Below are 12,977 nucleotides of genomic sequence, written 5' to 3'. Positions count from 1 at the left end.
AGCTGGTGGAGGGATAAATACCCCTCCACCATTTAACGATTACTCGTTATCAGAACCGCCCAGACCTGCGTTCAGCAGCTCTGCCAGGCTTGCAGATGCATCTTCCGCAGTGACCTGCGGTGTTGCTGGCTGCTCGCCCGCGGCGCGACGGCGCATACGATCCTGGTGGTACGCATAACCGGTACCGGCCGGAATCAGACGACCCACGATAACGTTCTCTTTCAGGCCGCGCAGTTCGTCGCGTTTACCCGCAACGGCTGCTTCGGTCAGGACACGCGTGGTCTCCTGGAACGATGCGGCAGAGATGAACGACTCGGTTGCCAGAGACGCTTTGGTAATACCCAGCAGATCGCGGGAGAAGGTAGCCCCCACTTTGCCGTTCGCTTCCAGCTCGCGGTTAGCGATCTTGACGCGAGAGTATTCAACCTGTTCGCCTTCCAGGAAGTCGGAACTACCGGCGCTTTCGATGGTCGCTTTACGCAGCATCTGACGAACGATAACTTCGATGTGTTTATCGTTAATCTTAACGCCCTGCAGACGGTATACATCCTGAACTTCGTTAACAATATAACGCGTCACAGCATGAACGCCACGCAGACGCAGAATGTCGTGCGGCGCTTCCGGACCATCGGAAATCACATCACCACGTTCTACACGTTCCCCTTCGAACACGTTGAGCTGACGCCATTTCGGAATCATCTCTTCGTACGGGTCACTACCATCAACCGGCGTAATCACTAGGCGACGTTTGCCTTTGGTTTCTTTACCGAAGGAAACGATACCTGCGATTTCCGCCAGAATGGCCGGCTCTTTCGGACGACGCGCTTCGAACAGATCGGCAACGCGCGGCAGACCACCGGTGATATCCTTGGTACCGCCGGATTCCTGCGGAATACGCGCCAGGGTGTCACCAGAACTGATCTGTACGCCATCTTCCAGCTGTACAATCGCTTTACCCGGCAGGAAGTACTGCGCAGGCATATCGGTACCCGGGATCAGAACGTCATTACCCTGAGCATCAACGATTTTCAGCGCCGGACGCAGATCTTTACCACCGGTAGTACGTTCAGCCGAATCCAGAACCACCAGCGAAGACAAACCGGTCAGTTCGTCGGTCTGACGCGTAATGGTCTGACCGTCGATCATGTCAGTGAAGCGGATGAAACCACTCACTTCGGTGATAACCGGCATGGTGTGCGGGTCCCAGTTTGCCACGGTTTCGCCGCCGGCAACCTGCTCGCCATCACCTTTCGCCATGACTGCGCCATAAGGCACTTTATAGCTCTCTTTGGTACGACCGAATTCGTCGATCAGCTTCAGTTCGGTGTTACGGGAAGTGATAACCAGTTTACCGCTGGAGTTCACAACCGACTTCACGTTGCTGAGCTTGATGCTACCTTTGTTCTTAACCTGGATGCTGGATTCAGCAGCCGCACGCGATGCCGCACCACCGATGTGGAACGTACGCATCGTCAGCTGTGTACCCGGTTCACCGATGGACTGTGCCGCGATAACGCCGATAGCTTCACCTTTGTTGATGATGTGGCCACGCGCCAGGTCACGACCATAGCAGTGCGCACATACACCAAAATCGGTATCGCAGGATACAACGGAACGCACTTTAACGGCGTCAACGGAGTTTGCTTCCAGCAGGTCACACCACTGTTCGTGCAGCAGCGTGTTGCGTGGAACCAGAATGTCCGCCGTACCCGGCTTCAGCACATCTTCCGCCGTCACACGACCCAGAACGCGGTCACGCAGCGGCTCTTTCACGTCGCCACCCTCGATAACCGGGGTCATCAGGATACCTTCGTGCGTACCACAGTCATCTTCGGTCACCACCAGATCCTGCGCGACGTCAACCAGACGACGGGTCAGATAACCGGAGTTCGCGGTTTTCAGTGCGGTATCCGCCAGACCTTTACGCGCACCGTGCGTGGAGATGAAGTACTGGAGTACGTTCAGACCTTCACGGAAGTTCGCGGTGATTGGCGTTTCGATGATGGAGCCATCTGGCTTCGCCATCAGACCACGCATACCTGCCAGCTGACGAATCTGTGCCGCAGAACCACGCGCACCGGAGTCGGCCATCATGTAGATGCTGTTGAAGGAAACCTGCTGCTCTTCCTGGCCGTCACGGTTAATCACGGTTTCGGTTTGCAGGTTATCCATCATCGCTTTGGATACACGATCGTTCGCCGCAGCCCAGATATCGATAACTTTGTTATAGCGTTCGCCAGCGGTTACCAGACCAGACTGGAACTGCTCCTGGATCTCAGCAACTTCGGCTTCCGCTTCAGAGATGATCTCGTGTTTTTTCTCCGGGATGACCATGTCATCAATACCAACGGACGCACCTGAACGCGCTGCATAAGCAAAGCCGGTGTACATCGTCTGGTCCGCAAAAATAACGGTCGGTTTCAGGCCCAGAATACGGTAGCAAGTGTTCAGCATTTTGGAGATCGCTTTCTTGCCCAGCGCCTGGTTGACGATGGAGAAAGGCAGACCTTTCGGTACGATCATCCACAGAATGGCGCGACCAACGGTCGTGTCTTTCAGGCTGGTGTGCGCAACGAATTCGCCGTTTTCATCTTTTTCATATTCAGTGATACGCACTTTAACGCGCGCATGCAGAGAGGCCAGACCTGCGCGATAGATACGCTCAGCTTCTTTCGGGCCAGTCAGCACCATGCCTTCGCCTTTGGCGTTAACACAGTCACGGGTCATGTAGTACAGACCCAATACCACGTCCTGAGACGGAACGATGATAGGTTCGCCGTTCGCCGGAGACAGGATGTTGTTGGTAGACATCATCAGCGCACGCGCTTCGAGCTGGGCTTCCAGCGTCAGCGGTACGTGAACAGCCATCTGGTCACCATCGAAGTCGGCGTTATATGCCGCACAAACCAGCGGGTGCAGCTGGATAGCTTTACCTTCGATCAGTACCGGTTCAAATGCCTGGATACCCAAACGGTGCAGTGTTGGTGCACGGTTCAGCAGTACCGGGTGTTCGCGGATCACTTCGTCCAGGATATCCCAAACGACAGCTTCTTCGCGCTCAACCATTTTCTTCGCGGCTTTGATAGTGGTGGCGAGTCCTCGCAGTTCCAGTTTGCCGTAGATGAACGGTTTGAACAGCTCCAGCGCCATTTTCTTCGGCAGACCGCACTGATGCAGACGCAGGTATGGACCTACGGTGATTACAGAACGACCGGAGTAGTCAACACGCTTACCGAGCAGGTTCTGACGGAAACGACCCTGCTTACCTTTGATCATGTCGGCCAAAGATTTCAGAGGACGTTTGTTAGAACCGGTGATCGCACGACCGCGACGACCGTTATCCAGCAGGGCGTCGACCGCTTCCTGCAGCATACGTTTTTCGTTGCGTACGATGATGTCCGGCGCAGCCAGATCCAGCAGACGTTTCAGACGGTTGTTACGGTTGATCACGCGACGATACAGATCGTTCAGATCTGACGTGGCGAAACGACCACCATCCAGCGGAACCAGCGGACGCAGATCTGGCGGCAGAACCGGCAGAACGGTCAGGATCATCCACTCTGGCTTGTTGCCAGACTGTACGAAGGCTTCCAGCAGTTTGATACGCTTGGTCAGCTTTTTACGCTTAGTTTCGGAGTTGGTTTCGTTCAGCTCTTCGCGCAGAGTTTCACACTCTTGCTCCAGATCCATGCTCTTCAGCAGGGCCTGGATAGCTTCCGCACCCATCTTCGCGTCGAATTCGTCACCGAACTCTTCCAGCGCGTCCAGATACTGCTCTTCAGTCAGGATCTGTTGACGTTCCAGGTTGGTCATACCGCCTTCGATAACCACATAAGATTCGAAGTACAGTACGCGTTCGATATCACGCAACGGCATATCGAGCAGCAGACCGATACGGGACGGCAGCGATTTCAGGAACCAGATGTGAGCAGTCGGAGACGCCAGCTCGATGTGGCCCATACGCTCACGGCGTACTTTGGTCTGGGTCACTTCAACGCCGCACTTCTCACAAATAACACCACGGTGTTTCAGGCGCTTGTACTTACCGCACAGGCACTCGTAGTCTTTTACCGGCCCAAAGATACGGGCGCAGAAAAGGCCGTCACGCTCAGGTTTGAACGTACGGTAGTTGATGGTTTCCGGCTTTTTAACTTCACCGAAAGACCATGAACGGATCATGTCTGGCGAAGCCAGAGCAATTTTGATCGCATCAAACTCTTCGGTTTTAGTCTGCGCTTTCAGAAACTTTAATAAATCTTTCACGGATTTGCTCCCGTCGGAGTTAGCACAATCTGGTGTCGGGTTTTACCCCGACACCAGTGACCTGTTTGAGCGAGAATTACTCGTCTTCCAGTTCGATGTTGATGCCCAGCGAGCGGATCTCTTTCAACAGAACGTTGAAGGATTCCGGCATACCCGGTTCCATCTGATGGTTGCCGTCCACGATGTTCTTATACATCTTGGTACGACCGTTCACGTCATCAGACTTAACGGTGAGCATTTCCTGCAGGGTGTAGGCGGCGCCGTAAGCTTCCAGCGCCCACACTTCCATCTCCCCGAAGCGCTGACCACCGAACTGCGCCTTACCACCCAGCGGCTGCTGAGTAACCAGGCTGTAAGAACCGGTAGAACGCGCATGCATCTTGTCATCAACCAGGTGGTTCAGTTTCAGCATGTACATGTAACCGACGGTTACCGGACGTTCGAACTGTTCACCCGTACGGCCATCGAACAAGGTGATCTGACCGGAGGTCGGCAGGTCGCCCAGTTTCAGCAGCTCTTTGATTTCCGCTTCTTTCGCACCGTCGAACACTGGTGTGGCAATCGGCATACCTTTGCGCAGGTTTTCTGCCAGACGCAGCACTTCATCATCGCTGAAGGTGCTCAGGTCGACTTTCTGACGAACGTCGGCGCCCAGATCGTAGGCACGCTGGATGAATTCGCGCAGTTTCGCGACTTCCTGCTGCTGTTTCAGCATGGCGTTAATCTTGTCGCCAATACCTTTCGCAGCCATACCCAGGTGGGTTTCCAGAATCTGACCGATGTTCATACGAGACGGTACGCCCAGCGGGTTCAGTACGATGTCTACCGGCGTGCCGTTTTCATCGTAAGGCATGTCTTCGATCGGGTTGATCTTAGAGATAACACCCTTGTTACCGTGACGACCTGCCATCTTATCACCCGGCTGGATACGGCGTTTAACGGCCAGATAGACCTTCACGATCTTCAGCACGCCCGGCGCCAGATCGTCGCCCTGGGTGATTTTACGGCGCTTCGCTTCAAGTTTTTTCTCGAACTCGTGTTTCAGTTCGTCATACTGCTCAGCCAGTTGTTCCAGCTGATTTTGTTTCTCTTCGTCGGTCAGACCGAGTTCCAGCCAGCGGTCGCGCGGCAGTTTGTCGAGCTTCTCAGCTTCAACGCCGCCGGACACCAACACCGCACGGATACGGCTAAACAGGCCCGCTTCGAGGATCTGCAGTTCTTCAGACAGGTCTTTTTTCGCCTGCTTGAGCTGCATCTCTTCGATTTCCAGAGCACGTTTGTCTTTTTCTACGCCATCGCGAGTAAAGACCTGAACGTCGATAACCGTACCGGAGACACCGTTAGGTACGCGCAGAGAAGAGTCTTTAACGTCAGACGCTTTCTCACCGAAGATCGCACGCAGCAGTTTCTCTTCCGGCGTCAGCTGGGTTTCACCTTTCGGCGTTACCTTACCGACCAGAATGTCGCCGCCAGTCACTTCCGCGCCGATGTAAACGATACCGGATTCATCCAGTTTGGAGAGCGCAGCTTCACCCACGTTCGGGATGTCAGCGGTGATCTCTTCCGGCCCCAGCTTGGTGTCACGGGACACGCACGCCAGTTCCTGAATGTGGATGGTGGTGAAACGGTCTTCCTGGACAACACGCTCGGAAACGAGGATGGAGTCTTCGAAGTTGTAGCCGTTCCACGGCATGAACGCCACGCGCATGTTCTGACCGAGCGCCAGTTCACCGAGGTCGGTGGACGGACCGTCTGCCAGCACGTCGCCGCGTTCAACCGGCTCGCCCAGAGACACACATGGCATCTGGTTGATACAGGTGTTCTGGTTAGAGCGGGTGTATTTGGTCAGGTTATAGATGTCGATACCTGCTTCACCCGGGTACATCTCGTCTTCGTTAACTTTGATAACGATACGGGATGCATCCACGTACTGAACAGTACCGCCACGTTTAGCTACTGCAGTAACACCGGAGTCGACGGCGACAGCACGTTCCATACCGGTACCCACCAGCGGCTTATCAGCACGCAGAGTCGGAACCGCCTGACGTTGCATGTTCGCACCCATCAATGCACGGTTGGCGTCATCGTGTTCCAGGAACGGGATCAGGGACGCACCGACGGAGACCACCTGCTGGGTGGAAACGTCCATGTAGTCAACCTGGTCGCGGCTGAACAAGCTGGATTCGCCTTTGCTACGGCAGGTTACCAGATCTTCTACAAAGTGGCCTTCGTCATCCAGGTTGGAGTTCGCCTGAGCGATAACGTAGTTGCCTTCTTCGATAGCAGACAGGTAATGAATTTCGTCAGTAACCACGCCATCAACCACACGACGGTACGGCGTCTCAAGGAAGCCATATTCGTTAGTCTGTGCGTACACGGACAGGGAGTTGATCAGACCGATGTTCGGACCTTCCGGCGTTTCGATAGGACATACGCGACCGTAGTGCGTCGGGTGTACGTCTCGAACTTCGAAGCCTGCGCGTTCGCGGGTCAGACCGCCTGGGCCGAGTGCGGAGATACGACGTTTGTGCGTAATCTCAGACAGCGGGTTGTTCTGGTCCATAAACTGAGACAGCTGGCTGGAACCAAAGAACTCTTTCACTGCGGCGGAAATCGGCTTGGCGTTGATCATATCCTGAGGCATCAGGGTATCCAGATCGCCCAGAGACAGACGCTCTTTCACCGCACGCTCTACACGCACCAGGCCAACGCGGAACTGGTTTTCCGCCATTTCGCCGACGGAACGGATACGACGGTTGCCGAGGTGGTCGATATCATCCACTTCGCCTTTACCGTTACGGATATCGATGAGCTTCTTCATGACATCAATGATGTCGTCTTTGCTCAGGATACCGGAACCTTCGATTTCGTCGCGCAGCAGAGAACGGTTGAACTTCATACGACCCACCGCAGACAGGTCATAGCGGTCTTCGGAGAAGAACAGGTTCTCAAACAGGCTTTCAGCCGCTTCGCGTGTCGGCGGCTCACCAGGGCGCATCATGCGGTAGATTTCTACCAGCGCGCTCAGACGATCGTTAGTTGGATCGACGCGTACCGTTTCAGAAATGTACGGGCCGTGGTCCAGATCGTTGGTAAACAGCGTTTCGATACGCTTGTGGCCGGACTGGCTCAGCTTAGCCAGCAGATCCAGGCTCAGCTCCATGTTCGCCGCGCAGATCAGCTCGCCAGTAGATTCGTCAACGTAGTCTTTAGAGACGACTTTACCTGCGATGTACTCAACCGGAACTTCGATATGCTTGATATCGTCTTTTTCCAGCTGACGGATATGACGCGCGGTAATGCGACGGCCTTTTTCAACGTACACCTTGCCGTTAGCTTCGATATCGAACGACGCGGTTTCGCCGCGCAGACGTTCTGGAATCAGCTCCATCTGCAGCTTGTTGTCGCGAATTTCGAAGACGACTTTCTCAAAGAACAGGTCAAGGATCTGCTCAGTGGTGTAGTTCAGCGCACGCAGGATGATGGTCGCAGGCAGTTTACGGCGACGGTCGATACGCACGAACAGGTTGTCCTTCGGATCGAATTCGAAGTCCAGCCAGGAACCACGGTAAGGAATGATGCGCGCGTTATACAGCACTTTACCCGAAGAGTGAGTTTTACCTTTGTCGGAGTCAAAGAAGACGCCCGGACTACGGTGCAGCTGAGAAACGATAACACGCTCAGTACCGTTGATAACAAAGGTACCGTTGTCGGTCATGAGCGGAATTTCGCCCATGTAGACTTCTTGTTCTTTAATGTCTTTAACGGTGCCTTCCGGCGCTTCGCGCTCGTAGATCACCAGACGCAGTTTTACGCGCAGCGGTGCGGAATAGGTCACGCCACGGATCTGACATTCCTGAACGTCAAACACCGGTTCGCCAAGGCGGTAGCTGACGTACTGCAGCTCGGAATTACCGCTGTAGCTCTGAATCGGGAACACGGAACGGAAGGCTGCTTCCAGGCCGTACTGCCCTTCAGGATCTTGCTCGATAAACTTCTGAAACGAGTCAAGCTGGATAGAAAGGAGATAAGGTACATCCAGAACTTGTGGACGTTTACCAAAATCCTTACGAATACGTTTTTTCTCGGTATAGGAGTAAACCATAGGGTTCCTCAGCTCGCTGACAAGTCGACCCATCTGTCCTGCGGGGGACAGTTTGTGCAACACTATTTTGTTGACCGGAAAATGGATACTTTCCGCAATGCCTGTTGCTATCACGCTTAAACCATTTCATTGCGATTTACACAGAACGTACGCTCTGTCGCAGTATATTAAGTCGTCGATAGAAACAAGCATTGAAAGGCACAGCAGTAGTCAAACAGTGTGAAACGCTACTGGCGCCTTACAGCGCAAAAAGGCTGGTGACTAAAAAGTCACCAGCCATCAGCCTGATTTCTCAGGCTGCAACCGGAAGGGTTGGCTTATTTAACTTCAACTTCAGCGCCAGCTTCTTCCAGAGATTTTTTCAGTGCTTCAGCGTCATCTTTGCTCACGCCTTCTTTCAGAGCGGCCGGAGCAGATTCTACCAGGTCTTTAGCTTCTTTCAGACCCAGGCCAGTTGCGCCACGTACTGCTTTGATAACAGCAACTTTGTTAGCGCCAGCAGCTTTCAGAATTACGTCGAATTCAGTTTTTTCTTCAGCAGCTTCAGCCGGGCCAGCAGCTACAGCTACAGCAGCAGCAGCGGAAACACCGAATTTTTCTTCCATTGCAGAAATCAGTTCTACAACGTCCATTACGGACATAGCGGATACTGCTTCAATGATTTGATCTTTAGTGATAGACATTTAAATTGTTCCTGAATATCAGAATAAGTTTATACGTAAGCAAATGCTTGATAAAGACAACTGCGATTACGCAGCTTCTTTTGCATCGCGTACAGCAGCCAGTGTGCGAACCAGTTTGCCAGCCGAAGCTTCTTTCATGGTTGCCATCAGGCGTGCAATTGCTTCTTCGTAGGTCGGCAGAGTTGCCAGGCGGTCGATCTGAGACGCCGGGATCAGCTCACCTTCAAAGGCTGCAGCTTTGACCTCAAATTTTGCATTCGCTTTCGCGAACTCTTTGAACAGACGAGCAGCAGCGCCCGGGTGTTCCATAGAGTATGCAATCAGGGTCGGACCAACAAACGTGTCTTTCAGGCACTCGAACTGAGTACCTTCAACGACGCGGCGCAGCAGGGTGTTACGAACAACACGCATGTATACGCCAGCTTCACGACCTGCTTTACGCAGTTCAGTCATTTTATCTACAGTTACGCCACGGGAATCCGCAACTACTGCAGACAGCGCGCCTTTGGCTACTTCGCTGACTTCAGCAACAATCGCTTGTTTGTCTTGAAGATTTAAAGCCATTAGCTTTGCTCCTGGATGTTTGCCGGAACTCATGTTCCGGAACTCACTTCACTCATCTCAACGAGAAGAGCGTCTTAATACGGTGAGCAGAAACAAGCCAGAGTATCAAAAATAATCTTAGCGTTCTGTCACCGTCTACGCAGGGGATTAAGCCTCTTGCGAGACGCCTGCGGTCTTCGACGGAGGCCTGGATAGGCCAGGCTCCAACGAACAAATCTTTTCTATCCGTCGCTATTCAGCTTGTGACGGCGTTGGCTTCCTTCGTTCGCACCAGTCACATAGTTAACTATGCTCCTGGCGACTCACTAAGTTGCCGCCTTGTCACAACCCGAATACCTCGGATATACGTCTGCAACTAGCAGAATACGTGGGGGTAAGATTGTAGACAAAATCACCGCCCACGTAAAGACTAATCTTAGTTCGCAGATGCGCTCAGACCAGCCTGATCAACGGCAACGCCAGCACCCATGGTGGTGGAGATGCTAACTTTCTTGATGTACACGCCTTTCGCCTGGCTCGGTTTTGCTTTTTTCAGCGCAACCAGCAGAGCTTCCAGGTTTTCTTTCAGTTTGTCAGCGTCAAAGTCCACTTTACCGATGGTGGTGTGGATGATGCCGTTTTTGTCGTTACGGTAACGAACCTGACCTGCTTTAGCGTTCTTAACCGCTTCAGCAACGTTCGGCGTTACGGTACCGACTTTCGGGTTTGGCATCAGGCCGCGCGGACCCAGAACCTGGCCCAGCTGGCCAACAACGCGCATTGCATCCGGGGATGCGATAACAACGTCGAAGTTCATTTCGCCTTTCTTGATCTGGTCAGCCAGATCTTCCATACCTACCAGCTCAGCGCCAGCAGCTTTAGCTGCTTCAGCGTTCGGGCCCTGGGTAAATACGGCAACGCGAACAGAACGGCCAGTACCGTGCGGCAGTACAGTCGCGCCACGAACGTTCTGGTCAGATTTACGAGCGTCGATGCCGAGGTTAACGGCAACGTCAACGCTTTCGTTGAATTTAGCAGTGGCCAGCTCTTTCAACAGGGCAATAGCTTCGTTGATGTCGTACTGTTTGGTCGCATCAACTTTTTCACGGATCACGCGCATACGCTTGGTCAGTTTAGCCATTTCTTAGTCCTCCACTACCAGGCCCATGGAACGTGCAGTACCTTCGATGGAGCGAGTCATCGCTTCAATGTCGGCACCGGTCATGTCGGCAGCTTTGGTCTGCGCGATTTCCTGCAGCTGAGCGCGGGAAATTTTACCTACTTTGTCTTTGTTCGGCTTGCCGGAACCAGACTTGATACCAGCCGCTTTTTTCAGCAGAACAGCTGCCGGAGGCGTTTTGGTAACGAAGGTGAAAGAACGGTCAGCGTAAACGGTAATAACAACCGGAATCGGCAGACCTTTTTCGATGGAATCCGTTTTTGCGTTGAACGCTTTGCAGAATTCCATGATGTTCACACCCTGCTGACCCAGTGCTGGACCAACCGGCGGACTCGGGTTCGCCATACCAGCTGCAACCTGCAGCTTGACATAGGCTTGTACTTTCTTAGCCATTCTAAATTCCTCGAATTGGGTAGTATCGCTTCAAAGAAGCTCCCCGTGATAAATATCGCTTTATGGGCATAAGGCCCATAAAAACAAAAGGCGCGAAATTGTATGTCAATTTTGCGCCCTATGCAACGATTAGATCGCTGCTTTTTTGATCGCAGCCTTACGCTTTCTCAACCTGGCTGAAGTCCAGCTCTACCGGGGTCGCACGACCGAAGATAGAAACAGACACTTTCAGGCGAGACTTCTCATAATCGACTTCTTCGACAACGCCGTTAAAGTCTGCGAACGGACCGTCGTTAACACGAACCATTTCACCCGGTTCAAACAACGTTTTCGGCCGCGGCTTATCGCCAACCTGCTGCAGGCGGTTCATGATCGCATCGACTTCTTTGTCGCTGATCGGCGCCGGACGGTCAGAGGTACCGCCGATAAAGCCCATCACACGCGGCACGCTGCGCACCAGGTGCCAGCTTGCGTCGTTCATGACCATCTGGACCAGAACGTAACCCGGGAAGAATTTGCGTTCGCTTTTGCGACGCTGGCCGCCACGGATCTCAACGACTTCTTCAGTCGGCACCATGACTTCGCCAAACAGCTCTTCCATATTGTGTAATTTGATATGCTCGCGCAGCGATGTGGCTACGCGGCCTTCAAAACCGGAAAACGCCTGAACGACGTACCAGCGCTTTTTAGGTGCTTCAGACATCTCAGAACCTCAGGCCAGTGATAAAGGATACCAGGCGAACCAGAATACCATCCAGTCCCCACAGGATCAGTGACATAACTGCGGTAACCGCAGCGACGATCAGCGTGGTGTGCAGCGTTTCCTGGCGAGTCGGCCAAATGACCTTACGGACTTCGGTTCTCGCTTCACGGGCAAAAGCAACGGTTGCTTTACCTTTTGTCGTCAACAGCGCGACACCACCCGCTGCAGCAATCAGAATTACTACGGCCAGCGCACGCAGCGGCAGCATCATGTCGCGATAGAGGTAGTTGCCGACGATTGCGACGATCAGCAATATGGCAACAACTATCCACTTCATCGCTTCCAGGCCGCGCCCGCTCCCTTGAGCTTCGGTATTCGCACTCATAAACCAACCTGTCAGAAGTATTCTACAAACATTTTCACCCCGCAATCGCGAGGCAAACCAAATCGAAACGCTTATTCGCCTTTCGGATTATACGCCCTCTACAGAGCCTGTCTCAGCAATGATTATGACAAATAAAATCACTGATGAGCCAGGTTCTGGTGTGAAAGCGTGCAAAAAGGGCATCAAATGATGCCCTTTTATTGCGCATTGCGTCAAATGTTATCAGCGATTAGCCGAGAACTTTAGCAACAACGCCCGCGCCAACAGTACGGCCGCCTTCACGGATTGCGAAACGCAGACCGTCGTCCATTGCGATCGGGTGGATCAGGGTAACAACCATTTTGATATTGTCGCCCGGCATTACCATCTCTACGCCTTCCGGCAGTTCGATGGTACCAGTCACGTCAGTAGTACGGAAGTAGAACTGCGGACGGTAGCCTTTGAAGAACGGAGTATGACGGCCGCCTTCATCTTTGGACAGAATGTACACTTCAGATTCGAACTTAGTGTGCGGCTTGATGGTGCCCGGCTTAGCCAGTACCTGACCACGTTCGATTTCTTCACGTTTGATACCACGCAGCAGAACACCTACGTTCTCACCGGCACGGCCTTCGTCCAGCAGTTTGCGGAACATTTCAACGCCAGTACAGGTAGACTTCTGAGTCTCTTTGATACCAACGATTTCAACTTCTTCGCCCACTTTGATGATACCGCGTTCTACA

General features: G+C 53.1%; 9 protein-coding genes. All 9 read right to left on the bottom strand.

Going from position 1 to position 12,977, the window contains the following annotated elements; translation table 11 throughout:
• Positions 1–39: 39 nt before the first annotated feature.
• Positions 40–4,263 carry a DNA-directed RNA polymerase subunit beta' gene (gene rpoC / locus AAYN39_RS06785; protein ID WP_000653965.1) on the bottom strand — a complete coding sequence of 1,408 codons (4,224 nt, stop codon included), beginning with the start codon at positions 4,261–4,263 and terminating at the stop codon, positions 40–42.
• 76 nt (positions 4,264–4,339) lie between these two features.
• Positions 4,340–8,368 (bottom strand): DNA-directed RNA polymerase subunit beta, encoded by a 4,029-nt coding sequence (gene rpoB / locus AAYN39_RS06780; RefSeq protein ID WP_000263105.1) that lies wholly within the window; start codon positions 8,366–8,368, stop codon positions 4,340–4,342.
• Between the two features lie 317 nt (positions 8,369–8,685).
• Positions 8,686–9,051 carry a 50S ribosomal protein L7/L12 gene (gene rplL, locus AAYN39_RS06775; RefSeq protein WP_000028882.1) on the bottom strand — a complete coding sequence of 122 codons (366 nt, stop codon included), beginning with the start codon at positions 9,049–9,051 and terminating at the stop codon, positions 8,686–8,688.
• Between the two features lie 66 nt (positions 9,052–9,117).
• Complete coding sequence (gene rplJ, locus AAYN39_RS06770; protein WP_001207203.1) at positions 9,118–9,615, bottom strand: 50S ribosomal protein L10; 498 nt, start codon at positions 9,613–9,615, stop codon at positions 9,118–9,120.
• Positions 9,616–10,030: 415 nt separating this feature from the next.
• On the bottom strand, positions 10,031–10,735 hold the full coding sequence (gene rplA, locus AAYN39_RS06765; protein ID WP_001096676.1) for a 50S ribosomal protein L1: 705 nt from the start codon (positions 10,733–10,735) through the stop codon (positions 10,031–10,033).
• Positions 10,736–10,738: 3 nt separating this feature from the next.
• Positions 10,739–11,167: a 50S ribosomal protein L11 gene (rplK, locus tag AAYN39_RS06760; protein WP_001085926.1), complete on the bottom strand. Its 429-nt coding sequence runs from the start codon at positions 11,165–11,167 to the stop codon at positions 10,739–10,741.
• A 157-nt stretch (positions 11,168–11,324) separates the two neighbouring features.
• Positions 11,325–11,870, bottom strand: a complete 546-nt coding sequence (gene nusG / locus AAYN39_RS06755; RefSeq protein WP_001287521.1) for a transcription termination/antitermination protein NusG — start codon at positions 11,868–11,870, stop codon at positions 11,325–11,327.
• A gap of 1 nt (position 11,871) precedes the next feature.
• On the bottom strand, positions 11,872–12,255 hold the full coding sequence (gene secE, locus AAYN39_RS06750) for a preprotein translocase subunit SecE (RefSeq protein ID WP_001275691.1): 384 nt from the start codon (positions 12,253–12,255) through the stop codon (positions 11,872–11,874).
• A 229-nt stretch (positions 12,256–12,484) separates the two neighbouring features.
• Positions 12,485–12,977: EF-Tu/IF-2/RF-3 family GTPase (locus AAYN39_RS06745; protein ID WP_100004912.1), on the bottom strand; the 493-nt coding region annotated here is incomplete at its 5' end.

Source organism: Salmonella sp. K21076 (assembly GCF_039650795.1).
Lineage (GTDB): Bacteria > Pseudomonadota > Gammaproteobacteria > Enterobacterales > Enterobacteriaceae > Salmonella > Salmonella enterica.
Note: the sequence above shows the minus strand (reverse complement) of the source record. Positions and strands in the feature narration are given on the sequence as shown.

Excerpts from the sequence above, each read along its gene's own strand:
- rpoB (WP_000263105.1), bottom strand. The coding sequence starts at position 8,368 with ATGGTTTACTCCTATACCGAGAAAAAACGTATTCGTAAGGATTTTGGT.
- rplL (WP_000028882.1), bottom strand. The coding sequence starts at position 9,051 with ATGTCTATCACTAAAGATCAAATCATTGAAGCAGTATCCGCTATGTCC.
- rplJ (WP_001207203.1), bottom strand. The coding sequence starts at position 9,615 with ATGGCTTTAAATCTTCAAGACAAACAAGCGATTGTTGCTGAAGTCAGC.
- rplA (WP_001096676.1), bottom strand. The coding sequence starts at position 10,735 with ATGGCTAAACTGACCAAGCGTATGCGCGTGATCCGTGAAAAAGTTGAT.
- rplK (WP_001085926.1), bottom strand. The coding sequence starts at position 11,167 with ATGGCTAAGAAAGTACAAGCCTATGTCAAGCTGCAGGTTGCAGCTGGT.
- nusG (WP_001287521.1), bottom strand. The coding sequence starts at position 11,870 with ATGTCTGAAGCACCTAAAAAGCGCTGGTACGTCGTTCAGGCGTTTTCC.
- secE (WP_001275691.1), bottom strand. The coding sequence starts at position 12,255 with ATGAGTGCGAATACCGAAGCTCAAGGGAGCGGGCGCGGCCTGGAAGCG.